A 24,197-nucleotide genomic window follows, 5' to 3' on the forward strand; every position below is an offset into this window, starting at 1 on the left:
AGGACACATCATTACTTATCACCAGCGTCTGTCATTCAGAGCGAAACGAAGAACCTTATGACCTTTTGCGGGCTTGTTGGTTAGGCGGTAACTTGACTAAGTCAGCTCCGCCCCATTCCGCCCAAGGTCTCTCCCTGCATTTGACAGAACAGTTGAGGGTTAATCACTGGTGCGAAATTTCATCTCGTTCCCACGATAAGGCAGACGTTACCTGCCATTATCCCTCAAAGTTTCATAAGCCTTGTTTCTCATGAAGGTCTTCCATTATAATATAAATTTTAGACAGCTTTTAGGTATAAGCAATAAGATTAATCGTGAAGGACGCCTTCGCGTTGCAATTGGGTAATGGAAATCAGATGTTGTTCGTCGAGGCTACCCGGAACGAAAATGAAACGCTTGTCATAAATCTGATTATCAATAAAGTAACTTACCCAGTATTCGTTCGTCAAATGAAAAACGGCGGGGTCAATTAACTCGACTGCCTGATGTCCATTCGCGGGAATTTCTTTATAAAAATGCCGTAAAGTAGAGGTTTGCTGAGGAGCTTCGCCCAACTGATCAGAATTGCTATAACCCCGGGAAGTGACGAAAACATTGGTAATGGGAACCTCATTTTTGTTAATCAGATACACCCGCCATTCGGCTGCATTGGCCTCGTTAATATCGCGGGTGATGGCTACTTTTACTCCTTCAACGGGTAAAAAAGGAATGTCTTTTTTCATTGGTAAACGTATTTTTTCAAGGCATCCAATCTCACATTTCTGCGAATGATAAGCCCCTTCCTGGAAGGACTTATGCGTGTGCCTTGGATTCGATAATAGTCATTTCAAATAACTCGGCCAAGTGCGTTTTTACGCGTTGAGCAACTTCGTTGAAATCAAGCTCATGGCCTACTTCCTTCGCCAACGAGGTAACGGCTTTATCTTCAATGCCGCAGGGAACGATGTAATCAAAGAAAGCGAGTTCAGTATTTACGTTCAGGGCGAAACCGTGCATGGTTACCCAGCGGCTGGCTTTCACGCCCATCGCACAGATTTTCCTTGGGTTTTTCTGTTCCAAATAATCCAGCCAGACGCCCGTCAGGCCATCAATGCGACCCGCGGCAAGACCGTAATCGGCACAGGTACGGATGATGGCTTCTTCCAGCGTCCGCATGTACCAGTGAATGTCGGGTTTGAAATTATCCAGGTCGAGAATGGGGTAACCTACCAGTTGGCCCGGCCCGTGAAAGGTAATGTCTCCGCCCCGATTAATTTTATAGTAATGAATGCCTTTGCTTTCCAGCTCGGGTTCGGTTTGTAACAAGTGCTCAGGTTTACCGCTTTTGCCTAAGGTAAAAACAGGCGGATGCTGCACAAAAAACAGGTAATTCGACGTAGGCACCTGTTCCGCTTCGGGTAACTTTCGGTTCTCTACTTTTCGGGCTACTACTGCTGCTAAGGTGCGTTCCTGCTCGTCCCAGGAGGACTGATAATCCCGTAGGCCCCAGTCCTGAAAGAATACTTCTTTATTCATGATCTTCTTTGCCTTCCATCAATCTGCAAATGTAGCATTCCTGATAAAACGGTTCCGATTCTGGAAAGGTTCGGCGTAAAAAGAATAGGCAGCCGGGATTCCCGACTGCCTGGTGTATTCAAAAATTTCGTAAAATGTTACGAAAATAAGTTACCGTTTTTCAGGAAATCCTGCCATTCGGCGTCGTTACTTCGATACCCATAACGAACGACTTCCCCCAGAACAATCACTGCTGGATTAGATAGCTTGTGTTCTAATGCCAGCCGGGGTAACTCCTGAGCCGTGCCGAGAGCCGTTCGTTGCTCGGCCGTGGTGCCGTTTTGCAGAATGGCAGCGGGTAAATCAGCTTTACCCATTTTGCAGCAAAGCTCAGCGATTTCTTCCAGCTTATTCATGCCCATCAGTACCACTACGGTTGCGGTGGTGCATAAGGCCAGGCAAAGATCACGAGAGAGCGAACCATCGGTTTTTGTGCCAGTAATGACCCAGAAACTCTCGCTTATGCCCCGGGCGGTCATGGGAATTCCGGCAGTTCCGGCCACGGCCAGAGCCGAAGAAATGCCGGGAACATAATCCGTTTCAATCCCAAACTGACGGGCATATTCGATTTCCTCCTGACCCCGACCAAAAACGAAAGGATCGCCGCCTTTGAGCCGCACGACGTGACCCGACGCATAGGCTTTCTCCACAATCAGATCATTGATACTTTCCTGTGAAAAACTCTGTCCGGGGCGTTTGCCAACGTAAATCTTCTCCGTATCGGGAGAACAATGGTCGAGTAATACGGGATCAATCAGGGCATCGTAAAGTACTACCTGAGCCTGTTGCAGGACTTTTACCGCTTTCAGGGTGATGAGATCGGGGTCTCCCGGCCCTGCTCCAACGACGGTCAGTTTAGGGTTTATTTTTTTGCTCATTCGTATAAACTCAGGCCTTGGTAGCGACGGCTTCTTCGCGTACGCTACGGGCCCGTTGAATAAATTCAAGTGCTTCGGCCAGGAAACGAGCTGCGAATTCTGCCGAGGGTTCATTCTGGTTGATTTGCAGCGTCTTTTCGGTGAACGTTTTACCACCAAAGGTAAATTCTCCCGTCTCTACGTACTGCTTATCAAATTCCTTAATCACCGCGTGCTGCGTGCTAACGTTTACGCTTTTATCAAGTAATAAAGCTTTCGCTCCCGAAACAAAGACGCTGTAGCTGTGGTAAATCGAATCGGCGTAACGACCTTCTTCAAAAGCGGCCTTGGCCCAGTCGTATTTTTCTTCCGCTTCAAAAATCAGCGTTGCTACCAGGTCAATAATGACGCTGGCACATTCTCCAACTCCAATTTCGGTGGCAAATGCACCCGTCTGGCCCCAGTCAACGAAATCGCTGTCAACTACGGTAGTCAGATCGGTCAGGGGTTTGAGTAAGCCGTAGAAGTACTTTTCGCCCTGACGGTCATAATAATTGTGGAAATATTCTCCTTCTTCGGCGTTGGCATCGTAATCGCTCAGCAACCAACGCAGGGCCTGCGGACCGCGTTTAGATGGAATCTTGATGACTTTGTCAGCCACCCGGCCTTGTCCATCGCCAAGCGTCGCACCGCCGAGTAATACTTGCAGAGCCGGTAATACCCGTTTGTCAGGAGCTTTCATCGAGCTGCCATGCAGACCGATGTGAGCCATACTGTGTTGACCACAGGCATTCATACAACCCGAAATCTTGATTAACAGGTCGTTATTAAAAATCAGATCAGGGAATTCGTTCTGAATGACTTTTTCCAGTTCCAGTGAAATCGAAGTCGAATCTGAAATAGCCAGGTTACAAGTATCCGTTCCGGGGCAGGCGGTGATATTGGCTGTACTGTTGGCTCCTGCCTGAGCAAAACCATGAGCCGCAAGGATGGTATAAACCGTTTGTAAATCTTCACCTTTCACAAAGCGAAGTAACAAGCCCTGATTAATCGTAACGCGAACGTCATCAGCCACGTAAGGACTCAGTTGTTCAATCAGACTACGGCTTACTTCGGAACGAATATTACCCAGGGGTACGCGAACAAATACGCCATAATAACCCGCCTGTTTTTGAGCAAATACGTTGGATTGATACCAGTTGGTCAATTCAACCGAATCGAAGGCAGGTTCCGTCGTCGCTAAAGGAGCCACTTCGTTTTCTGGGGCTTCAATTTCAAAAGTTTTGGATTTCAGGGCTGTCCATTCTTCTTCCACCAGACGCTTGAATTCATCCAGACCAATTTTAGCGAGCAGGAATTTCAGACGGGCCTTATGACGGCTATTCCGCTCGCCATGACGATCAAAAATTCGTAAAACCGCTTCAATTGTTGGAATCAACTGATTAGCTGGCAGGAATTCATAATACAGATGAGCCAGAGCTGGTTGAGCACCCAATCCGCCGCCTACATATACCTTGAAGCCCCGCTGCCCATCCTGAATTTTAGGAATAAAGCCTAGGTCATGCATGTAAGCTAAGGCCGTATCCTCGTCTGTACTGGAGAAAGACATCTTAAACTTACGACCCATTTCCTGGCAAATCGGATTACGCAGGAAATAACGGAAAGTAGCATCTGCGTAAGGGGTTACGTCAAAAGGCTCCTGGGGATCGATACCCGCGGTTGGAGAAGCCGTTACGTTTCGAACCGTGTTTCCACAAGCTTCCCGGAGGGTAATATCATCTTTCTCCAGGTTAGCCCATAGTTCAGGCGTACGATCCAGACTTACGAAGTGAATCTGAATATCCTGGCGAGTGGTCAGGTGAAGATTTCCCGTTGAATATTCATCCGAAATATCAGCAATCCGTTTCCACTGTTTGAAAGTCATTTTGCCGTAGGGCAACTTAATCCGTACCATCTGAACGCCCTGCTGTCGCTGTCCGTAGACACCACGAGCCAGCCGCAGACTTCTGAATTTTTCTTCATGAATCTGGCCCTCCCGGAAAAGACGGATTTTACGCTCTAAATCGACGATATCTTTTTCAACCAGGGGATTTTCAAGTTCAGTGCGAAAACTTTGCATATGCAATAAGGCTTTTATTCTATCGAATAAATAGAATTATCTTACAAACGTAGGACTCTTACTCGTAAAGCCCAAACCCTAGTACGAATATTTTAGTGCGGAATAAGGAAAGTATTTTCTTAAAATCAGACGATTAAGAAGCTTAGTTGTCAGTTGGCGGTTTTCTGTTTTCAGTTCAAATACTTGCCTAGGTATGGTCTCTAATATCCACAATCACTCCAATGCTATAAAATCAACAGGAAAACGAAGAACAATTGAAAACGGAAAACAGCAAACGGAAAACTAACCTCATCTACTCAAAACAACTTTTCATCGATGAATTATTGAAACGGGTCATAATCCGTTTTTGAGCCTAGTAAACCTAAACAGCCCTTCCCTATCAGAGAGTCAATTCAGTAGCAAAAAAGCCTTCTATGATACACCCCTGGTGTTAAACAATGAAAACGAAATCCTATCTCTACTTACTTATAATCAGTCTGAATTTCACGGCTGCTATGGCTCAGCAAGGAGCCATTTCGGGCCGCGTAACGCAGCCTTCCAGCAAACCCGTTGCCGAAGCTAAGGTAGTTCTCATCCAGCCCGCAGACACGACCAAGCGGCTGGCAAGTCAGACAGACACTTCCGGTAAATTTCTATTCAGAGGACTCGAATACGGGCCAGCTTACCGCTTGCGGGTAGCTAAGGCGGGTTTTCAAGCCAAAGAAGTAGAGGTAGCCCCTTTGCGGGTACCTACGGATGTCGGCGTGATTCCCTTAACCACGGTGGGCGGCAGCGTTACTACAGATACGATTAAACCAGCTTCCACTCCGGTATCGGCCGTGCCTTCCAACACGCCTGCGGTTCCGGTAACGTCCGCTCCTGCGAATGTAACCCGTCAAACGGCTCCCCGCGATACCACGCCTACGCCCGACGCCACTACGCCGCCTCCGACGGTTCCGGCCCGAACGACGACCCCTGCAACGGCTGGTCAGGGCATTGAATTGAGAGGTCGGGTGACGGATAAAAATGATAACTCTTCGCTTTTCGGAGTAACGGTTTTATTAATAAATGCCCGCGATTCTACGCAACGCAGTGGCACAACGACGGATGCCGATGGCCGATTTGCCTTCCCCAACCTGAGCCGTGGAGCGTATCGCTTACGACTTTCCTACATTGGGTATAACACCGAGCAGGTTCAGATTCGTCCCTTTAACAGCGTGCAGGATTTGGGAACTTTACAACTTTCTTCCAACTCCAGAAACCTGAAAGAAGTAACGGTCAAAGGCATGCAGGAACGCGTGGAACAAAAAGCCGATACGCTGATTTACAACGCTGATGCCTATAAGGTAACCAAGGATGCAAACGTGGAGGATTTGGTAACAAAAATGCCCGGTATTACCATTGAAAACGGTACGATCAAAGCTCAGGGACAGGATGTGAAACGGGTATTAGTGGACGGTCGGGAATTTTTTGGTGATGATGCTTCGCTGGCCTTGAAGAACTTACCTTCCGAAGTTGTCGATAAAATTCAGGTCTTCGACCGCCTGAGCGACCAATCCCAGTTTACGGGTTTTGATGACGGTAATGCTGAACGGACGATTAACATTACTACGCGTACGGGTAAGAACAACGGTCAGTTTGGAAAAGTATACGGCGGGTATGGAACCGACAACCGTTACTCGGCGGGGGGAAATATCAACTTCTTCAGTGGAGCTCGCCGGATTTCTCTGATTGGCTTGAGTAACAACGTAAACCAGCAAAACTTCGCCATGCAGGACTTACTCGGTGCTCTGGGTTCCAGTGGTGGTGGCGGTCGTCCTGGCGGTGGTGGAAATTTTGGTGGTAATCGCGGCGGTGGGGGCAACCCTGGTGGTGGCGGAGGAGGATTTGGCGGTAACTCCGCCGGTAACTTCCTGACGGGTCAACAGGGTGGTATTACCTCTACGAATGCTCTGGGCTTGAACTATACCGACAACTGGGGTAAAAAAATCAAGGTAACGGGCAGTTACTTTTTCAATCAGGCCCGGAATACTACGGAAAGTGTGTTGCAACGGACGTATTTTTCAACGGCTAACAGAGGCCAGATTTACGATCAGTCGAGCTTTTCTTCCAATAATAACCAGAACCACCGGGCTAACTTGCGGCTGGAATATCAAATCAATTCCCGTAGCTCGTTAATCTGGACGCCGCGTATCAGTATTCAGAATAATAACAGCAACAGCAATGTAAGCGGGATAAATACCGAAAGCGAAACCGGAGCCAAGTTAACGGAAACGAATACCAATACTTCGGCTCATAGCAATGGCTACAATTTCTCGCAAAACCTCTTATACCGCTATCGTTTTGCTAAGCCCGGACGTACGATTTCAATTGGGGTAGGAACAACGCTGAACACGAATAACCGGAACGGTTTCCAGCTTTCACAGAACCGTTATTATATCAATGACTCACTCGCCACGATTAATCAACAATCGGAAACGCATACGAACAGTAATAACTGGTCGGCTAATGTGAATTATACCGAGCCGATTTCCAAATCGAGCCAGTTACAGTTCAGTTATAACGGTTCAATTACCAATAGTAAGAGTAACAAAGAAACGTTTGACTATAACGAACAAGCACAGTCCTATTCCAATCTCAACACGATTTAAGTAACCGCTTCGATAACCAATACACGACCAATCGAGGTGGCATTTCGTATCGGTTACGCACGAGCAAAGCGTTCCTGACCTTGGGTGGCGATTATCAAATGGCAGATTTGTCAGGTAATCAGGTGTATCCACGAGAATTTTCGGTGAATAAAACGTTCCAAAATTTCCTGCCAAATGCGGATCTGAACTACAAGTTTACGCAAACGAAAAACCTGCGTTTTAACTACCGTACTTCGACCAACGCTCCTTCCATTACGCAGTTACAAAACGTGTATGACATCACGAACCCGCTCTTTATTTCCAGTGGTAACCCTGAGCTGAAACAGGAGTACAGCAATAACTTATCGCTGCGTTACAACAGCACAAACGTCGCTAAATCGGTGAACTTCTTTGGGGGTTTGTTTGCCACGTTTACGCAGAATAACATCACTAACTCCACCTTTATTGCCAATCGGGATACGACGCTGGCCGAGGGCGTTCTGTTAACGCGTGGGTCCCAGTACTCGCGTCCGGTAAACTTGCAGGGCTATCGCAGTATGCGGGCCTTTATGAACCTGGGCTTACCCATTCAGTCCATCAAAAGTAACCTGAACCTGAACGGTGGCGTAAATTATACCCGTACGCCCGGTTTAATCAATCAGGTATCAAACATTTCAAATAATTACGCCTTCAATGCTGGAACGGTGCTGAGCAGTAACATTAGCGAAAACCTGGATTTTTCGGTGTCGTATAATGGTTCTTATAACATTGTTCGTTACTCCATTCAGCCGCAGCAGAACAGTAACTACTTCTCACACACGGCTCGTTTCCGTCTAAACTGGATTTCTCGCAAGGGCTTTACCGTTAATCCTGACGTTACCAATACACTTTACAAAGGGCTGGGAGCAGGGTACGACCGTAGCTTTACGCTGGTTAATCTGGGGGTTGGACAGAAGATTCTTAAAGATCAACGCGGCGAAATCCGTCTGACGATTTTCGATTTACTGAAACAGAACAACAGCATTAGTCGGAACATTACCGCGTCCTACGTAGAAGATAATCGCACACTGGTGCTGAGTCGCTACTTTATGCTGACGTTCACGTATAACCTGCGAAATTTCAGAGGAAGTAATGCCTCGAAAAATTAATTTAAGTCATTAACCCAAAGGCCGCTGAAGAAATTTAGCGGCCTTTTTTATTACTCTGGTAGAGACGCAATGAAGTCGCGTCTGGGAAAGAGGCGGTTTTATTACCTTTCAATTAGTTTCATTTCCCAGCTAAGACGCTATAAATGGACGTCTCTACAGGCTGTTAAAAACAGAGTTCAATAAAATGTAAACTTCTTTAAAGTAATTTCTCCCCGCCTTCGTCTTCTCCTTTGTAACCGACTATTCAAGCGGACTGATTCATGGCTGAAACCTCCACGCGTACTGTTCTTTCGACCGTAAAACAATACGGCGGAAAACTGCTGGGGTTTATCCGTGGGCAAGTACGTAACGACGAAGATGCGGAAGATTTATTACAGGAAGTCTGGTATCAGCTAAGTAAGGTGGTAAATCTGGATGAAATCGAAAGTATCAGCGGTTGGCTCTTTCAGGTAGCTCGTAACAAAATCACGGACTCGTACCGAAAGAAAAAAGAAGAACCCCTTTCCATGTACGAAGAGGACGAAGACGACCACCGCATTCGGCAGGTTTTACTGACGGAACCTCAGACGCCGGAAGACCAGTTTTTCAGAGATCTTTTCTGGGAAGAATTAATGCAGGCTTTGGATGAGCTTCCCGAAAAACAGCGACAGGTTTTTATCTGGAATGAACTGGAAGATCAAACCTTACAGGAAATTGCCGATGAAACAGGCGAAAACCTGAAAACGATTATTTCCCGGAAACGATACGCCGTACAGCATTTACGGAAACGACTGGAAAAGCTTTATAACGAACTGAATCAACTATAAGTCATGGGACGCCGACGCCTTTTCTTTCCCCTGTTTTTCGTGGCCGCTTTTTTCGGACTTTCTTTCATGGTACAGACGCTTTGGAATCATATTCTGGTGGATGTAACCACAGTGAAAGCCCTGACGTATCCACAGGCCATGGGGATTTTGGTATTAAGTAAAATTCTATTCGGGGGCTTCGGGCCGCGACCTCAACGTACGCCGTTTGGTGGCCACCAGCGTTGGCGGGAGAAGTGGAAAAACATGGATGAGGATGAACGGACTCGTTTCCGAAGCGAATGGAAAAGGCGATTTGGAAGAGATGAATAAAAAATCAACATCAGTTAAAGTAATTCTTTCGCAGGTTCGTCCTCCCCTTTGAAAACAAATGATACCATGAATAACACCATCTTAAAATCTATTCTGGCGGGAATATTACTGGGCGGTGCCCTGTTTGTCCTACCTTTTTTTCTGCTGAGAATCGCTCTCTTTTTCTTATTCATCGGAGCCATTTTCAGACTCTTCCGTGGCCGTCGTCACTGGGGACATCGCAGCCCGTGGCGTAGTGACTTTACCGACCGAATTCGCCAGATGAGCGATGAAGAATATGCCGAGTTTAAACAACGAGGATTTTGCCGTCCTTTTGCAACTACCAATCTACAACCCAACGCATGAAACGTAACCTGAATCCCTGGATTGTCGCTGTAGTGGCTATCCTTACTTTCGGTGGATTAACGGCCGTAATAGGCCCCCGCCGATTCGAATCTTTCCGTCAACAAGGCATGTTTCATGATACCTGCCACGAACGGTATTACGGACATCCATCGCCGGGAGATTTACCCCGAGATAAGTAACTAAATTGAGTCTTTCAAAAGCCATGAAAACAAACGGGACTCTGCGTTAACGCAGAGTCCCGTTGCTATGAATTGCCACCGCAATTCTAATCCTTCGCTGTCATTTGGAGAAGAACGTTTACTAAACTCTGGTCGTAGTATTAGAATGGTTTTGTTGCTGATGAATTTCTTGCGTAAGGCGGCCAGAGGCCTTCAGCTAGGTCGTCACTCGGCAGAGCCGAGCGACTGCGGAGAATCTTACTTTAAAATGGTAGGATGGGTTCTTTCTGGAAATTAACTAGTCTCTGCCGAGTGACTGCAAAGTTTTTATACGCCTTCTCGCACCGCCAGTACCGTATGATCCTGCACTAATGTATTGAGGAAAACCCAGTCGTCGAGATCCGTTTGAATGCTGGTTACCTGCTTCACCTGTTCGGCGGTTTGAGCTAACAGATCGAAAGTGTGGTGTTGCTGCGTTTTTCGAATCACTTTTCTAATGGTGGTAATATCACGGTCAGACAGAAGCAATGCCTGAGGGAATGTAACTTCATAATCTGGGTACTCGTTTTGAGTAGGCAGCAGATCACCCAGCTTGACGGGAGCTCGAAGCTTCACCACTGCCGTCTTGGCTGCCCGGTCGCCGAGGCGTTGACCACTGAAAATGGCCATGGTAACCAGCCCAATCATCCCTGAAAGCACCCAAACATCCACGAGGCGTAACAACCAGCGAAGCAGATAATCGCTGATGGTAGTCGGCGTTCCATCCACCCGAACCACCCGTAGCCCCAATACTTTCTTGCCAATGGATTGTCCATTCATGAAAACCTCCGAAAGGAGACTGTAAAACATAACGGGTAAAGCAATGAATAGAAGATATAGGCTGATGGTCAGGTTGCTGTCCATAATCTCACCGCCGATCAATTTCCCAATCAGTAAAGAACCCAGCAACACCCAGGCTCCCATGATGAGCGAGTCAAGAAGAAAGGCCAGTATGCGGTCGCCGATGCTGGCGGGAAGAAATTCCAGGGTAACGTTCTGATTCGTCTGAAAAGCAATGGTCGGATTCATGGGTAGCGTTGAGCGTTTGGGATTTAGAGCAGAGAGTTAATGATGATCTCTCTATGGTTTAAGTACACTTTTCTTTGTTTAACAATTTATACTGAACGCTAAACACAAAATGCAAAACTCTAAACAGTATCACTGAGCGAAGAGCGAATTACGAAAAAGTTTTTGCTAATTTGGCTCGAAGGCCAAATACTTTACTCTTATCACAGGTCTTTCGCTGGATTCTTATGCGGGAAGCAGTTTTTATCAAACAGAATACGGAAAAGTGGAAACACTACGAAGAAGATCGTACCCAGAATCCTGATGAGCTGGCCGAGCAGTTCATTGAGTTAACAGACGATCTGTCATATGCCCGTACCTTCTACCCGGACTCACCGGTGACGCGTTACCTCAATACGCTGGCAACGCGGTTTCATCAGAAAATTTACGCCAATCGGAAGGAAAAGAGTAATCGCCTGTTTCGCTTCTGGGCCTATGAACTGCCTTTCCTATTCTATAACTCCCAGCGACAACTGCTCTATGCTTTCCTGTTTTTCTTTGCAGCGACAATTCTGGGTACGGTTTCAAGTTTATACGACGAAAGTTTTGTTCGTCTGATTTTGGGGGATGGGTATGTTAATATGACCCTCGATAATATTCAGAAGGGCGACCCGATGGCCGTCTATAAGTCCCAGCAAATGACGGTTTCGTTTCTGACCATCACGATCAATAACATTCGGGTGGCGTTTGCGGCTTTTGTGTACGGCATCGTGTTTTCGGTGGGAACGGTTTACGTTTTATTTCAAAATGGAGTAATGCTCGGGGCTTTTTTTACTTTTCTGTTTCAGCAAGGCGTGATTCGGGATGCCTTATTAACCGTCTGGATTCACGGAACGCTGGAAATCTCGGCTATTATCATTGCGGGCTGTGCCGGGTTAACCATCGGTAACAGCATCCTTTTCCCGAAAACGTATTCTCGCTGGGAGTCTTTTCAGCGGGGAGCCCGACAGGGAATGAAAATTGCCATTGGCCTGATGCCGATTTTCATAACCGCGGGCTTTCTTGAAGGCTTTGTTACTCGGCAACCTTTATATCCCTTGGTTAGCATTCTGATCATAACCCTTTCGGCTTGCTTTATACTTTGGTATTTTGTCTGGTATCCCATTCAACTGAACCGCAAGGCTCAGGTAAACCGATAATCTTCTACCTTAATTACCTACCTGAAACATGCGTCCGATCCGACTTCGCGAAGAGCGAGATTTTAGTGAAATTATCAACGTTACGTTCCAGTTCACTTTTCAAAACCTGCGTACGCTGGGACCCGTTTTGCTTTACTTTGCGGCTCCGTTTTCTCTGATTTCGGGCATTGCTACGGGCTTGTTTCAGTCCCAACTTTTCAGCCTAGCGAGTGATCGCTACGGCATGGCTTCCTCCTTCAGTACGGCGGGCTGGGGGATAGAATACCTGCTGAGTATGCTTTTCAATCTACTGGCACACATCGTGATGTCGCTGGTGGTGAGCACGTACCTCGTTCAATACCTCAACACGGACGGACCCATTGAGCCCGCTGACATCTGGCGGGTGGTTTCCCGTAAACTACTTCCCGCCTTAGGAATGTATATTCTATATGGCTTGAGTCTGTTGCTGGGAGCCATTCTCTGCTTTCTACCCGTTGTCTATCCCTATACCGTCTTCAGTATGGGAACGATCAGTATGGTGCAGGAAGATTTATCGCCCATTGGGTCCTTGCAGCGTTCGCAGGAACTGGCTCAGCTTAGCTGGAGCGATGGACTGTCGACGTTCGGAATTCGGATTCTGGTAACCATTGCCGCGAGTTTTCTGGGAGCGATTTTATCCGTTCCTATGTACTTGATTATGTTTCTTCAGGGATTGAAAGTATTGGGAGAGAACCTGCAATGGATTATGATGTTAACTTCCATTATTTCGGTTGGCGGTGCAGCCATTCTGGGCGGATTAGTAGATGTTGCTCTCGGTTTTCAATATTTCTCTTTGGTGGAGAAGAAAGAAGGCATTGGCTTAATGGAAGAAATCAGTCAGATTGGTATCCAAACCAGACGCGATGAAGAAGAGTAATATTCAGTTTATGGTTTTCAATGGAGGTTAGGTGCTGTATATCCTATGGCTTAACCGCAGAGTTGCACGGAGTTCGGCACAAGTTACGCTAGGGTTAATGCTCAGTTGAAAACCGTAAACTGAAAACAGATAATTGAACAAATGAGACGTTTAATACTATTTTTTATAATCGTTACTCAGTCCGTTTGGGCTCAGTCGGGCAGCGATTCACTGGGGGTTGGAAAGAAAGTCCTTCCGGTAGAAGCGGCTCGTCCGGCTTTGCGTCAGCCGAATGCTGAAATCTGGAAAGACATTACTACCTCCCGCGATTACAAATACAGCTATGATCCTGAACCACCGACGGGTTTTCTGGATGAAATCTGGCAGCGTTTTCTGAGTTGGTTATTTGACTTTCTTTATAGTTCTACTACCCGCACCGGTCGCGAATGGATTCAGATAGCCTTTATTGCTGCCATCGTTGTTTTTGTAATCTATAAATTGATCGGCATGGATAAAATGGGACTTTTCAAACGAAAATCCGACGGTGTTGCTTTGCCGTATGATACGCTTTACGAGGACATTCACGCCATTAATTTTCAGGAAGCCATTGAAGAAGCCAGTAGCCAGCGAAATTTCAGGCTGGCCGTGCGATTATTATACCTGCGTGCCCTCAAAACCCTGACAGATCAGGAGTTAATTGGCTGGCAGATTAACAAGACGAACCGCACTTACGTCTACGAAATAACGGAACCTTCCGTACGCAGTCGCTTCGAGCAGTTAACCTCTTCGTTTGAGTACGTTTGGTACGGCGACTTTCCCATTAATGAAGAACGGTATCAGGAAATAAAGCGGGAGTTTGATTCCTTCAAACCCGTAACTCAGTAAGAATGATGAAACTGAAAAATTCCAAATTTAGCCTCATTCTGCTGGGCATTGTGGCTCTGTTCATCGCAGTAGAATATTTCCGCCCTCGCCCCATTGACTGGACGCGTACGTACCGTAATGACCAGAAAATACCCTTTGCCGCTGAAGCTATTTTTGATTTATTACCCGGCCTTTTTCCCAGCCAGCCGGTTAAATCAGTACGGGTTCCTTTTTATAATTTGGAAAAGGAAAACGAGTGGCCGCTGCGAAGTACCTATCTGTATATCAATGAGAATTCTACGTTTGAAACGCCCGATATTCGAGCTTTATTCCGATTTATAAAGCGGGGTAATGTCGTGTTTTTATCGGCGAACAGTTTCCCGAAAGCCATTCTCGATACACTTCACCTGAAAACGGGGACGCATAACCTGATCGATTTCAATCGGGCGTATCAGAGCCAGCAGGAGGCAGAAGAAAGTCAGGAGTCCTTTTACAACCGGTTTCGGCTGGATACGATGACTATTAATTTTCTAAACCCAGTGTTTGCTCAGGCAGGGCAGGGGTATGTCATGGAAAAAGAAACGGCTGAAAACCATTTTATTACCACGGACTCTACCCGAATGGGAACAGCTTTGGGGGTAAACCAGCACGGGCAGTATAACTTTCTGCATTTTCGGCTGGGGAAGGGCGAGCTATTCCTGCATTCGGCTCCTGAAGTCTTTACGAACTATTATGTATTAAAACAGGGTTCGGATAATTACGCCTTTAGAGCTTTGTCGTATTTACCTAACCTGCCGATTTATTACGATGAATACAGTAAACAGGGCCGCGAAGGTGAACAGAGTTTGTTACGTTTTCTCTTCACTACCCCAAGCCTGACCTGGGCTTATTACCTCACGCTGGCAGGGCTGGGATTATTCATGATTTTTGAAAGTAAACGCCGCCAACGGGTCATTCCGGTGATTGAACCCGTCAAAAATAAATCGCTGGAATTCGTAGAGACGGTGGGTCAGTTATATTACCAGCAGGCCGATCACGCCTCGATTGCGGAGAAAAAAATTCAGTACTGGCTGGCGTATGTAAGACAGCGATTCAACATACCTACTACCGAACTGGATGAAGAATTTAAAGAAACCCTAACGGCCAAAAGTGGACTGGAGCGGTCCGAAATTGACCGTCTGTTGGGACGGATTGGTCAGGTACGATACTTTTCGGGAAATCTTCCTGAAAATCAGTTAGTAGACCTCAGCAATCAGATTGAACAATTTTATCAGCGTACGAAGTAATGACAGACATTGAGGAGAAAATTAAGCGTATTCAGCAGATTGCTCAGTATTTACAAACACTGGAAGCAGACGATGCGGCTTTATTTTCCCGATTGAATGAGATTCCAAAAGCTACCGTTGAGGAGTTACTGGAAGATTATAAACAAGTTACTCAGAATTTTCAGCCCATTAACCTTTTACGCTACGAAGTATTAAATCAGCTTCAGGAAGAGCGTCCGCCGCTGAGTGCTCAGGACGTGGATTTTTACCGCGAACGAATCGAGCGGAAAGACACGGATTACTTTCTGAAATACGGCGTTAATGTCGTGGATGGTCTGGCTAATCATACCAAGAAAGATTCCTTTAGCCTGTACCGCAAACAGGGAAAGCATCTATACTTTCGATTATTATACACGCTCTTTTACCGGCGAATTGAGTCCCAAAAAATTCACCAGACTCTACAGGACATTGCCGAAACGATTGCTGACGAGCTCGGGATAGAGAAGTATAAAACCCACCACGTCGATTTTAGGGGTAGTACCAACATGGGTACGCTCAACTGCTGGTTAGCGTTGTTTCCTAAAAACTGTTCTTCGCACCGGCATTGTCACCATTTGTTTATTACTATCGAAGCAGAGGGACTAAAAGCAGGCTTATGGTCAGGAGAACAGAATAAACCTTCCTTTGAAGGATCTGTGCAGCGTTTTCATACCTACGAAACAGCTTTGGCCTTTCTGAAGCGTCTGAAAAGCGACTATTATGCCTGGAATCAGCGGGAGCTTCAACTTCAGGAGAAAGTAGCTTTGGTTCCGATGGAGGTAATCCAGCCAGCAGTAGTAGAAGAACCCGACGTTCCCTATGAAATACCGGCGTATACCCAGTCCGATGCTCAGGCTGAGTTATTTCTTTCGGACGAACGTTTCCGGGAGTTGCTGGAAGCCTTGCATTACAAGCAGAATGTAATCCTGCAAGGGCCGCCCGGAGTAGGTAAAACCTTCGTTGCCAAGCGGCTGGCTTATACCTTACTGGAACAAAAAGACGAAAGCCGAATCGAAACGATTCAGTTTCATCAGTCCTACGCTTACGAAGATTTTCTACAGGGTATTCGCCCGGACGGCGGCGGAAATTTCTATTTACGTAATGGTGTTTTTTATGAATTCTGTCAGCGAGCCCGTCAGTCAACGCAACCTTTTGTCTTCATCATTGATGAGATTAATCGAGGAAATCTGAGTCGGATTTTTGGTGAAGTATTTCAACTCATCGAAAGCGACAAACGAGGTCCCGAAAATGCCATTACCCTGACTTATTCGGAAGAGCGTTTCTACGTTCCGGCAAATGTATATTTGATTGGCACCATGAACACCGCCGACCGTTCGCTGGCATTGGTGGATTATGCCTTACGCCGTCGTTTTGCCTTTGCAGACTTATCCCCAGAGTTTGGGGCTGATTTTCAGAAGCATTTGGAAAATCAGAACGTATCTACAGGAGTTATCCACAAATTAGTGGATAAAATAAAAGTTATCAACGAAGTTATCCACAATGATCGGCAGTTGGGCGGTGGATATCTCATTGGACATAGCTACTTCACCCATCCGCAGGAGCCTTTTCAGGAATGGTATAAGCGGATTATTAAACTAGAAATCGCTCCGTTACTACGGGAATACTGGTTTGATCAGCCCGAATTGGCGGAAGAATACATCCAGTTTTTGTTGAAGGAATAGCTAGGCTATGTCGCTACTTTCGAAAGCGGCTGTAAGGGATTTATACTTTCGAAAAGCAACGATAACCACCTCTTACCCAGACGTGATGAAGTCGCGTCTCTACATTACAGAAAAAAACATCTACCCGCAGTCGCTCGGCTTTGCCGAGTGACTGCTAACCTAAGCTACCGTGCCAAGCACAGACCTTCGATCGCATTCGTGCACGAACAAGAAATAGCGGTTGTAACTAGCTTGACCCACTCCCGATATCCCCAGGTTTCGGAGTTATCCACAGTTAGTATGCTTGGTGGTTTCATTAAAAAACCAAACTCTATTTGGCAAGCCCGAGGGAAAACTCGAATTTTGCGGCTCTAATACTAAAATAGTTACTGGTTTCAGTGGAAAGTCTTTCGATGAAAGCTGCTGCGAGTTGAGTTCCGACCCCAATTACTTAGGACTTAGACTTCCACTGATTATGAAAAGCAAACTCGGATGAATCTGTATTCCACCAAACACCAGAGTCCAGACGTTAGTCTTGAAGAGGCTGTTTTCCGGGGACTTCCCCCTGATAATGGTCTATATATGCCCGACCATATTCCCACGCTTCCTCTTTCGTTTTTTGAGAATATTCAGAATCTGTCCTTAACCGAGATTGCTCTGGAGGTTTCAAAAGCATTAATTGGTGATGATATCCCGGAAGCGGATTTAAAGCGAATCATTGACCAGTCCATTACCTTTGATGCTCCCGTCGTTGCGGTGGAACCTGACACCTATGTGCTGGAATTATTCCACGGTCCTTCCATGGCGTTCAAGGATTTTGGTGGTCGCTTTATGGCTTCACTGATGTCATACTTCCTGGAAAAATCAGCGAAGGAAATTCATATTCTGGTGGCTACTTCGGGTGATACGGGTGGTGCTGTTGCTCAGGGTTTTTACCAAACACCCGGTATCAAAGTAACGATTCTTTACCCCAGTGGAAAGGTTTCCGACATTCAGGAGAAGCAGTTAACTACGCTTGGAGCCAACGTAACGGCTCTGGAAGTAGACGGTACGTTTGATGATTGCCAGCGACTGGTAAAAGAAGCATTTCTGGACGCTGATTTACGAGCGAAGTTCAATCTGGCTTCGGCTAATTCCATTAATATTAGCCGCTTGATTCCGCAGTCATTTTATTACTTCAATGCCTACGCCCGCCTGAAACACTTGGGTAAACCCTTAGTGTTCTGTGTGCCTAGTGGTAATTTTGGTAATCTTTCGGCGGGGATTATTGCGTATCGGATGGGTCTGCCCGTTCGCAAATTTATTGCCGCTACGAATAGCAATCACATCGTTCCTGACTATCTGGCAACGGGTACCTTTGAACCAAAACCTTCGCAGGAAACGATTTCTAACGCGATGGACGTGGGTAACCCCAGTAACTTCCCCCGTTTATTACTCTTGGGGGGTGGCGATTGGGAAAGCGTAAAAAATCTGGTTACGGGTGTGTGGTATGACGATGCGAAAACGCAGGATACCATTCGTCGGGTGTACGAAAACACGGCTTACCTCGTTTGTCCGCACACTGCCATTGCTTACCAGGGACTGAAAGACGTGGTTGCTGAAATGAATGAGGACGTAACGGGTGTGTTCCTGTCGACTGCTCATTACGCTAAATTCCTTCCAACGATGGAAGCAACCTTAGGAACGACTTTACCCGTACCAGAGCGTCTGGCGGAGTTACTGGACAAACCTAAAGTAGCCACACCCATGACTACCACTTTCGCCGATTTTAAGGCGTATTTGTTGCAATAACCCTTTCCCAATGTATAGTGAAGAGCCGGGCGAAAGTCCGGCTCTTTCGTTTGTATTAAGTAGTAACAGCTCTGGGAAATTGAGTCTTGACCGTGTATAGCAGTCAACGAAAAGTAAGTTAAGGTAATAAATAGAAAGAAAAGTGGGAATTTTTTCCCCAAAAAGCACCTTGTTATTCGTTTGGTATCACTTTTTGATTTTAATAACCTGTTCGTCAACCTGAGACAAAACTTGAAATTTATCACCACGTTCAACCAATCATTTATTCAGTACATCAACCTACAATTGAAATTTATAATCCAACCTACGTTTTATTAATTATTAAAATTATCTTTTCAACCTGTCATTATCATTCAATCCAACCTACGTTATTTTTTGCCATGAAAAAGAGTTTGATGACCATTAGTGCTGCTTTGCTGGTGAGTGCTTTTACGCTCACTTCCTGCGAAGAAAAACCAAAAAGTGCTCGTGAAGATTTAGCCGAAGCTCAGGAAGACGCTCGTGAAGAAAAGGCTGAAATCAACAAAGATCTGGCAGAGGCAGAAAATGATGCAGCAGCCAAGAAAGCGGAAGTAAATGCTGAATTGAAAGACGAGGAGCGGGAATTCATGGCTCGTATGGAAGCTCAACGAGATAACATTGATGCCGAGCTGAAACAGATTAACGCAAGAATTGATGAAACCAAGGGCGAAGAGAAAGCTCGCTGGGAAGCTCGAAAAGACCGTCTCGAAAAACGTAAAGACAAAATCGAAGACGATATGGACGAACTCAAAGGCGGTTTGAAACGCGACTGGAAATCGTTCAAATCAGACGTTGAAAAGACGTTTGATGATGTAAAGAAAGACTTGAAAAACTAAATATATCATTCGAGTTAATTCAAGGTAAAACCATTCAACCATGGCTAAAAACAGTTTATTAGGATACGCAGCTGCCGGAGCGGTAGGCGTACTGATTGGAATCGTAGTTGCTCCTGAAAAAGGCAGTAAAAATTTCAAAAGCGTAAAGCGTTTCATTAACGATTGGGCAACCAAGATGCTGGATGAAATTCAGGCTGGTAAAGACAACCTGGAAGATTACGCAGATGAAGCTCGCGACAAAGCATTTGAACTAAAAGGAAAAGCACAGGCGAAAGCTGAGGATTTTGCTGATGATGTTCGTCATACGTAGCTGACGCAAAATCGGATGTTAACAAATCTTTCTCTTAAGAGAGGCTGTTTATCCAATCCATAAAAAACGTAGCTTGCTTACCGGTTTTTTTTATTGGATTGGATAAATGATGTTAGAACTTGATTCCTATTGCCGCCAGGAAGTTAAATCCGGCTTGTGGATAGTAATAATTTTCAGTAGTAAACTGTCCTCTGATGTATAGCTGAACGTATAGCCATTCGATTCATAAAGTCTATTGAAAACGTTATTGAGCAGTAAACTCAGGTTTATTTCCTTCACAAATTTGGGCTTAATGCTATAAATCGCCCGAATATCGTTTGTGAAGTAACTGGTTAACTTACGGTTTTCATCCTGCGTATTATCTAGGTATTGTTTTCCTACGTACTTCGCCAGCCAGCCTAATTCCAGGTTTGTAACGGGCTTCCACAGTAACTGTCCACCGGCAATGACATTAGGAGAAAATGAGATGTCCGTATTATTGAAAGTAGCCTGCGTTTGGGTAGGACGACCCAATGCGTCGTACACATCGTAATTATCGTAATAAGCCGTAAACGTCTTGATTTTATTCCGGCTAAAAGTTGCGTTTGCATTCAGCGTAAGTGTTTTCGTGAATTGAAACGCTCCTTCTACTTCAATACCAGAGCGGTAACTCTTGCCCGCGTTCGTTCGCGTGGGGCTTCCTACGTCATTCAGCTTTCCCGTTAACACGAGCTGATCGCGGTAATTCATGTAATAGCCATTTACATTCAAAGCCAGCTTCCCGGACTGGTATCGATACCCAGCTTCCCAATCTTGCAACCCTTCCGCCTTGGGGCGACTCTGGATCGTAGATTGCGTATAATCGTCGCGGTTAGGTTCCCGGTGAGCTACGCTAAAGGAGGCATAAGCGGAGTGATGCTCATTGATCTGATAATTCAGTCCAAGTTTAGGATTGAAGAAACGAAGAGCCGCCTGCTGCTGCGTGTTTTGACCGAGGCTTCCAATCCCGTAAAAATCATAGTTTACTTTTCGGAATTGAGCATCCGCAAAGACATTGAGTTGTTCGGTTAACTGGTAATACGCTTTAGCGTAAAAGTTAAGATCGGTTTTACTAGCGTCGTCTTCGTAATAACGCGTACGAATGTTAGAGTTACTCGCAAAACGGGCCCAGATGACTTCCCCAAAATGTTTGCCAGTGTACTTATTCCAGCCCCCACCAATATTCACTTTCAGCTTTTTGAAGGAATCATAATCAAAGGAGAAGACCGTCCCGTAGAAATCATTATCCAGCCATTTCCGACGAATTAACGTCGTAGTGTCTATCGTAACTCCACCAATGACTACGGGTAATAAGCCATAATCGCTTAGGTTTTGCTTAGGCTTGTATTCCTCGAAATACCCACGGCCTTTGGTGTAATGCAGGTTGAAATTGAAGGTCCAGTTGCGGCTCAACTGATGGGAGCTTAGCAACTGATAGTTATCCTGCTGATAGTTATCCGTCTGATTATCGTAAGTAAATTCGTTATACGTCCGATTGGTTTTTAGCAACGCTTCAGGTACGCCATTCCAGGCCTGATAGGTTTTTTCAATACCGGAGAAAACATTCAGACGAACGAACGATTTCTTGCCAAAGTAAGCCCCTGACAGATAAAACGATTTGAGATTAGAACCCGCCCGGTCAATGTATCCATCGGAAGTAAGTCGGGATAAACGGGCATCAACGGTGAACTTGCCGTTAATTAGGCCGGAACCAACCAGAACATTATTCTTGATGGTATGAAAAGAACCCACACTGTGGTTCGTTTCAGCGTAAGCTCCTTGCGAAATTCATTGGTTTGTACGTTTACGGTCGCCCCGAAAGCACCTGCTCCGTTAGTAGAAGTTCCCACCCCCCGCTGAATCTGAATGCTGGTGGTACTACTGGCAAAATCGGGCATGTTTACCCAGAACAAACCCTGACTTTCGGCATCATTATAAGGAATGCCATTCAACGTTACATTAATGCGGGTGGCATCCGAACCGCGAATGCGAAAGCCCGTATAGCCAATGCCCGCTCCAGCTTCGCTTGTACTAACTAGGGAAGGCTGAAAGTTCAATAATACGGGTAAATCCTGTCCTAAGTTCTGCTTCTGAATCTCTTCTCCACCGACATTGGTGAAAGCCATACCCGTCCGCTGATTGGCCCGTGTGGCTGAAACCACGACTTCATCGGCCATGTACGAACTACGAACCAATGCGATCTGAAGTGGTTGTGACGGATCCAGATTAACGCGTTGTTTTTCGTAACCAAGGTAACTAACCTCCAGCGTTTGAGCAGTAGCGGGAAGATTACTTAAGGAGAAAGTACCGTCGGACTTCGTTGTTATGCCTCGCTGGGTTCCAATGACCCGAACACTAGCACCGGGTAAAGGCTGTCGGTCGGCAGCATCGATAACCGTTCCGGTACTATTTTTCTGGGCATAAGTGGTGAAGGAAAGAAAGAAAAGACCGCACAGCAGGACTCTAAGGAAGGCCGTTGTGCTTCTTGCGGAAGTAATAAAAGTCGCATGCATAGGATGTAACGCCAAGCGACAGGTAAAGGGGCTGAATCCCGTCTGGGTTCAGTAATACTAGTAAATGAAACGATGGATGATGTGAAAATTCGGCGGACTATTGACAGTACATGCTGAATTTTCAACGCTTTCCCTTCGACGGCATTATCCGTATCAGGTTCAATGGGTATGATCTCAGCCCGTTGGGTAGGGCACCCCTTTATGCGATCAGTAGAACAAAGGTAGGCGTTTGTGTTTAGTTCAAAGGGTTAAAACCAATTTATTTTATAGGGTAATCGCCTGCGTTCCAACCTTTGGAAAGAATCTGGGGTCTTTAGATGGTCCTTCCATAACCTTACCTACCATGAAAGTTTTCACCATGCTTTGCTTTATGGGCATAGCAGCCTTCCTGGGTATGACGCTCGCCTCTACCCAAAAACAGGTTCAACCTATTAATGCTGTCATTGGCGACGAGAGTTACCTCGAAACGTTTGGCCGTCGCCCGGATAACCAGACTTCGGAAACCTTTCGAATTGAAACCCATCTGGCTTACGTGACCACAAAACTGCGTTCCCGTAATGTCAGTTACCTGCCTGAAAATCTCCAAAAAAAGCGAAAGCAGATGCTGGAATTGTTACAGCAGTATCGGGATGAAGGGCGGTTCCCTAAAAACTACGATCATCCTGACGAACGTCGCCCCTGTTTTATTGATCGCGATGGAGCCATCTGTGCGGTAGGGTATCTGATTGAGCAAACCGCGGGCCGGGAAGTAGCCGAGCGAATAAACGCCCGGCATCAATATGATTATATTCAGGACATGGATATGCCGGAAGTGAAAGAATGGATTCAGCAATCAGGATTAACGGAAGAGGAATGTGCGATGATTCAGCCGAGTTATTTTAGTTATGGTTCCAGTGAGTACGTATCTCGAAATCGTATTTCAACTGCGTACGGAATTAGTTCCGGGATTGTAGGGGGGCTAAGTCTGGGAATAAGTGCTTTGAATATACATCAGCTTCAAACAGGAAGTAATGATAAATGGATACCAGCAATAGGAATGTTATCTGGAGCAGGGGAAATAGTATTAGGATTAATCAATCGGCCAGAGCCTTTAGGTACAGCTTATAAAATTGATGGTAAGTATGTGGATATGAAGAATATGATTTGCGGGGGCTGCTATGGTACACTCACCGAAGTATACTACACAAATCGGCATCAGGAAATACTCTCTTGGGCAAACGTAAGTTTAGGGGCCTTAACTATGGCTTTAAGTTCCTGGAATCTATTTCATAAGAAAGAAGAGAATCAGAAGCACTTTCAAACAAGTACCCGGTACGGGGTAACCGCTTTACCTAAGTCTGGGATTCGAATAACGATGTTGAAAAGTTTCTAATTCCCTCTGTAGAGACGCGACTTTATCGCGTCTGGCCGGGAGAAGAAGATAAATAAAAGGGTATCAAGACCGCTTCTTAACCAGACGCAATGGATGCTCGTCTGGCCGGTAGGTGAGAATGAATGAGAGGTAAGAAAAACCGCCTCTTACCCAGAGGCGGTAAAGTTGCGTCTAAAGTTAAGAGGGGCGTTCATAAAAAACCCCGGCTCACATATGAGTGAGCGGGGTTTTTCACGTGTATCCTCCTTCAAGGAATGCCTTATTTTTTCTCCAGCAACTGGAAGAATTCATCCAGACGTGGGGTGAGGATAATCTCGGTTCTGCGGTTGACTTTACGTCCGGCCGCACTCTTGTTAGAGTCCTTGGGTTCGTACTCACCCTTGCCAGCGGCGGTCAAACGAGCGGGATCGACCTTGAACTTGCTTTGCAGCAGGCGTACCACGGAAGTGGCCCGGCGTACGCTTAGATCCCAGTTATCCTTGTTG

General features: G+C 46.0%; 20 protein-coding genes, 2 pseudogenes and 1 riboswitch. Of the genes and pseudogenes, 15 read left to right on the forward strand and 7 right to left on the reverse strand.

Annotation, left to right across the window (positions count from 1 at the left end; all coding sequences use genetic code 11):
* Positions 1 to 308: 308 nt before the first annotated feature.
* The 4 genes from BWI96_RS20770 to BWI96_RS20785 all read right to left on the reverse strand — a co-directional run bounded on the left by BWI96_RS20770 (position 309) and on the right by BWI96_RS20785 (position 4,530).
* Positions 309 to 722: a hypothetical protein gene (locus BWI96_RS20770; protein WP_106638418.1), complete on the reverse strand. Its 414-nt coding sequence runs from the start codon at positions 720 to 722 to the stop codon at positions 309 to 311.
* 70 nt (positions 723 to 792) lie between these two features.
* Positions 793 to 1,515 carry a lipoyl(octanoyl) transferase LipB gene (gene lipB / locus BWI96_RS20775; protein WP_106638419.1) on the reverse strand — a complete coding sequence of 241 codons (723 nt, stop codon included), beginning with the start codon at positions 1,513 to 1,515 and terminating at the stop codon, positions 793 to 795.
* A gap of 137 nt (positions 1,516 to 1,652) precedes the next feature.
* Complete coding sequence (gene cobA, locus BWI96_RS20780) at positions 1,653 to 2,432, reverse strand: uroporphyrinogen-III C-methyltransferase (RefSeq protein ID WP_106638420.1); 780 nt, start codon at positions 2,430 to 2,432, stop codon at positions 1,653 to 1,655.
* Between the two features lie 10 nt (positions 2,433 to 2,442).
* Complete coding sequence (locus BWI96_RS20785) at positions 2,443 to 4,530, reverse strand: HEPN domain-containing protein (RefSeq protein ID WP_106638421.1); 2,088 nt, start codon at positions 4,528 to 4,530, stop codon at positions 2,443 to 2,445.
* Positions 4,531 to 4,967: 437 nt separating this feature from the next.
* Between BWI96_RS20785 and BWI96_RS23020 the strand changes: the two genes are divergently transcribed.
* The 6 genes and pseudogenes from BWI96_RS23020 (at position 4,968) to BWI96_RS20815 (ending at position 9,926) form a co-directional block, all read left to right on the forward strand.
* Positions 4,968 to 7,160 (forward strand): carboxypeptidase regulatory-like domain-containing protein, encoded by a 2,193-nt coding sequence (locus tag BWI96_RS23020; protein ID WP_106638422.1) that lies wholly within the window; start codon positions 4,968 to 4,970, stop codon positions 7,158 to 7,160.
* A gap of 38 nt (positions 7,161 to 7,198) precedes the next feature.
* A pseudogene (locus BWI96_RS23025) lies at positions 7,199 to 8,287 on the forward strand (TonB-dependent receptor domain-containing protein); the annotation flags it as partial.
* Between the two features lie 260 nt (positions 8,288 to 8,547).
* Entirely contained in the window at positions 8,548 to 9,093 is a 546-nt protein-coding gene (locus BWI96_RS20800) for an RNA polymerase sigma factor (protein WP_106638424.1), read from the forward strand.
* A gap of 3 nt (positions 9,094 to 9,096) precedes the next feature.
* The gene (locus BWI96_RS20805; protein WP_106638425.1) at positions 9,097 to 9,402 is read left to right on the forward strand and encodes a hypothetical protein; all 306 of its coding nucleotides are present in this window, start codon (positions 9,097 to 9,099) and stop codon (positions 9,400 to 9,402) included.
* A 66-nt stretch (positions 9,403 to 9,468) separates the two neighbouring features.
* On the forward strand, positions 9,469 to 9,747 hold the full coding sequence (locus BWI96_RS20810) for a hypothetical protein (RefSeq protein ID WP_106638426.1): 279 nt from the start codon (positions 9,469 to 9,471) through the stop codon (positions 9,745 to 9,747).
* Entirely contained in the window at positions 9,744 to 9,926 is a 183-nt protein-coding gene (locus tag BWI96_RS20815) for a hypothetical protein (protein ID WP_106638427.1), read from the forward strand. The genes BWI96_RS20810 and BWI96_RS20815 overlap by 4 nt, the downstream gene beginning before the upstream one ends.
* 306 nt (positions 9,927 to 10,232) lie before the next feature.
* Here BWI96_RS20815 and BWI96_RS20820 read toward each other — a convergent pair whose 3' ends face one another.
* Positions 10,233 to 10,973, reverse strand: coding sequence for an RDD family protein (locus BWI96_RS20820; RefSeq protein WP_106638428.1), 741 nt, complete (start codon positions 10,971 to 10,973; stop codon positions 10,233 to 10,235).
* Between the two features lie 224 nt (positions 10,974 to 11,197).
* On the opposite strand from BWI96_RS20820, the gene BWI96_RS20825 reads away from it, so the two are divergent.
* The 8 genes from BWI96_RS20825 (at position 11,198) to BWI96_RS20860 (ending at position 19,809) form a co-directional block, all read left to right on the forward strand.
* Positions 11,198 to 12,148 (forward strand): stage II sporulation protein M, encoded by a 951-nt coding sequence (locus BWI96_RS20825; RefSeq protein ID WP_106638429.1) that lies wholly within the window; start codon positions 11,198 to 11,200, stop codon positions 12,146 to 12,148.
* Between the two features lie 28 nt (positions 12,149 to 12,176).
* Positions 12,177 to 13,043 (forward strand): hypothetical protein, encoded by an 867-nt coding sequence (locus tag BWI96_RS20830; protein WP_106638430.1) that lies wholly within the window; start codon positions 12,177 to 12,179, stop codon positions 13,041 to 13,043.
* 141 nt (positions 13,044 to 13,184) lie between these two features.
* A complete protein-coding gene (locus BWI96_RS20835; protein WP_106638431.1) occupies positions 13,185 to 13,907 on the forward strand; it encodes a DUF4129 domain-containing protein in 723 nt (240 codons plus the stop codon).
* A 2-nt stretch (positions 13,908 to 13,909) separates the two neighbouring features.
* Positions 13,910 to 15,172 carry a DUF4350 domain-containing protein gene (locus BWI96_RS20840; RefSeq protein WP_106638432.1) on the forward strand — a complete coding sequence of 421 codons (1,263 nt, stop codon included), beginning with the start codon at positions 13,910 to 13,912 and terminating at the stop codon, positions 15,170 to 15,172.
* Positions 15,172 to 16,872 (forward strand): AAA family ATPase, encoded by a 1,701-nt coding sequence (locus BWI96_RS20845; RefSeq protein WP_106638433.1) that lies wholly within the window; start codon positions 15,172 to 15,174, stop codon positions 16,870 to 16,872. Before BWI96_RS20840 ends, BWI96_RS20845 begins: the two co-directional genes overlap by 1 nt.
* Before the next feature lie 471 nt (positions 16,873 to 17,343).
* The gene (gene thrC / locus BWI96_RS20850; protein ID WP_106638434.1) at positions 17,344 to 18,642 is read left to right on the forward strand and encodes a threonine synthase; all 1,299 of its coding nucleotides are present in this window, start codon (positions 17,344 to 17,346) and stop codon (positions 18,640 to 18,642) included.
* Between the two features lie 380 nt (positions 18,643 to 19,022).
* On the forward strand, positions 19,023 to 19,499 hold the full coding sequence (locus BWI96_RS20855; protein WP_157830473.1) for a hypothetical protein: 477 nt from the start codon (positions 19,023 to 19,025) through the stop codon (positions 19,497 to 19,499).
* Positions 19,500 to 19,539: 40 nt separating this feature from the next.
* Positions 19,540 to 19,809 carry a YtxH domain-containing protein gene (locus tag BWI96_RS20860; RefSeq protein WP_106638436.1) on the forward strand — a complete coding sequence of 90 codons (270 nt, stop codon included), beginning with the start codon at positions 19,540 to 19,542 and terminating at the stop codon, positions 19,807 to 19,809.
* Between the two features lie 112 nt (positions 19,810 to 19,921).
* Here BWI96_RS20860 and BWI96_RS20865 read toward each other — a convergent pair.
* Positions 19,922 to 22,340, reverse strand: a pseudogene (locus BWI96_RS20865) (TonB-dependent receptor).
* A gap of 113 nt (positions 22,341 to 22,453) precedes the next feature.
* A riboswitch (TPP riboswitch) is annotated at positions 22,454 to 22,549 on the reverse strand.
* Positions 22,550 to 22,683: 134 nt separating this feature from the next.
* On the opposite strand from BWI96_RS20865, the gene BWI96_RS20870 reads away from it, so the two are divergent.
* Positions 22,684 to 23,712 (forward strand): hypothetical protein, encoded by a 1,029-nt coding sequence (locus BWI96_RS20870; protein ID WP_157830474.1) that lies wholly within the window; start codon positions 22,684 to 22,686, stop codon positions 23,710 to 23,712.
* A 259-nt stretch (positions 23,713 to 23,971) separates the two neighbouring features.
* Here the strand turns inward: BWI96_RS20870 and BWI96_RS20875 are convergent.
* Positions 23,972 to 24,197 (reverse strand): OmpA family protein (locus tag BWI96_RS20875; RefSeq protein WP_157830317.1); only part of this gene is annotated, 226 nt, incomplete at its 5' end.

It is taken from the genome of Siphonobacter sp. SORGH_AS_0500, assembly GCF_002838835.1.
In the GTDB taxonomy this organism is placed as follows: Bacteria; Bacteroidota; Bacteroidia; order Cytophagales; family Spirosomataceae; genus Siphonobacter.

Excerpts from the sequence above, each read along its gene's own strand:
- BWI96_RS20770 (WP_106638418.1), bottom strand. The coding sequence starts at position 722 with ATGAAAAAAGACATTCCTTTTTTACCCGTTGAAGGAGTAAAAGTAGCC.
- lipB (WP_106638419.1), bottom strand. The coding sequence starts at position 1,515 with ATGAATAAAGAAGTATTCTTTCAGGACTGGGGCCTACGGGATTATCAG.
- cobA (WP_106638420.1), bottom strand. The coding sequence starts at position 2,432 with ATGAGCAAAAAAATAAACCCTAAACTGACCGTCGTTGGAGCAGGGCCG.
- BWI96_RS20785 (WP_106638421.1), bottom strand. The coding sequence starts at position 4,530 with ATGCAAAGTTTTCGCACTGAACTTGAAAATCCCCTGGTTGAAAAAGAT.
- BWI96_RS23020 (WP_106638422.1), top strand. The coding sequence starts at position 4,968 with ATGAAAACGAAATCCTATCTCTACTTACTTATAATCAGTCTGAATTTC.
- BWI96_RS20800 (WP_106638424.1), top strand. The coding sequence starts at position 8,548 with ATGGCTGAAACCTCCACGCGTACTGTTCTTTCGACCGTAAAACAATAC.
- BWI96_RS20805 (WP_106638425.1), top strand. The coding sequence starts at position 9,097 with ATGGGACGCCGACGCCTTTTCTTTCCCCTGTTTTTCGTGGCCGCTTTT.
- BWI96_RS20810 (WP_106638426.1), top strand. The coding sequence starts at position 9,469 with ATGAATAACACCATCTTAAAATCTATTCTGGCGGGAATATTACTGGGC.
- BWI96_RS20815 (WP_106638427.1), top strand. The coding sequence starts at position 9,744 with ATGAAACGTAACCTGAATCCCTGGATTGTCGCTGTAGTGGCTATCCTT.
- BWI96_RS20820 (WP_106638428.1), bottom strand. The coding sequence starts at position 10,973 with ATGAATCCGACCATTGCTTTTCAGACGAATCAGAACGTTACCCTGGAA.
- BWI96_RS20825 (WP_106638429.1), top strand. The coding sequence starts at position 11,198 with ATGCGGGAAGCAGTTTTTATCAAACAGAATACGGAAAAGTGGAAACAC.
- BWI96_RS20830 (WP_106638430.1), top strand. The coding sequence starts at position 12,177 with ATGCGTCCGATCCGACTTCGCGAAGAGCGAGATTTTAGTGAAATTATC.
- BWI96_RS20835 (WP_106638431.1), top strand. The coding sequence starts at position 13,185 with ATGAGACGTTTAATACTATTTTTTATAATCGTTACTCAGTCCGTTTGG.
- BWI96_RS20840 (WP_106638432.1), top strand. The coding sequence starts at position 13,910 with ATGATGAAACTGAAAAATTCCAAATTTAGCCTCATTCTGCTGGGCATT.
- BWI96_RS20845 (WP_106638433.1), top strand. The coding sequence starts at position 15,172 with ATGACAGACATTGAGGAGAAAATTAAGCGTATTCAGCAGATTGCTCAG.
- thrC (WP_106638434.1), top strand. The coding sequence starts at position 17,344 with ATGAATCTGTATTCCACCAAACACCAGAGTCCAGACGTTAGTCTTGAA.
- BWI96_RS20855 (WP_157830473.1), top strand. The coding sequence starts at position 19,023 with ATGAAAAAGAGTTTGATGACCATTAGTGCTGCTTTGCTGGTGAGTGCT.
- BWI96_RS20860 (WP_106638436.1), top strand. The coding sequence starts at position 19,540 with ATGGCTAAAAACAGTTTATTAGGATACGCAGCTGCCGGAGCGGTAGGC.
- BWI96_RS20870 (WP_157830474.1), top strand. The coding sequence starts at position 22,684 with ATGAAAGTTTTCACCATGCTTTGCTTTATGGGCATAGCAGCCTTCCTG.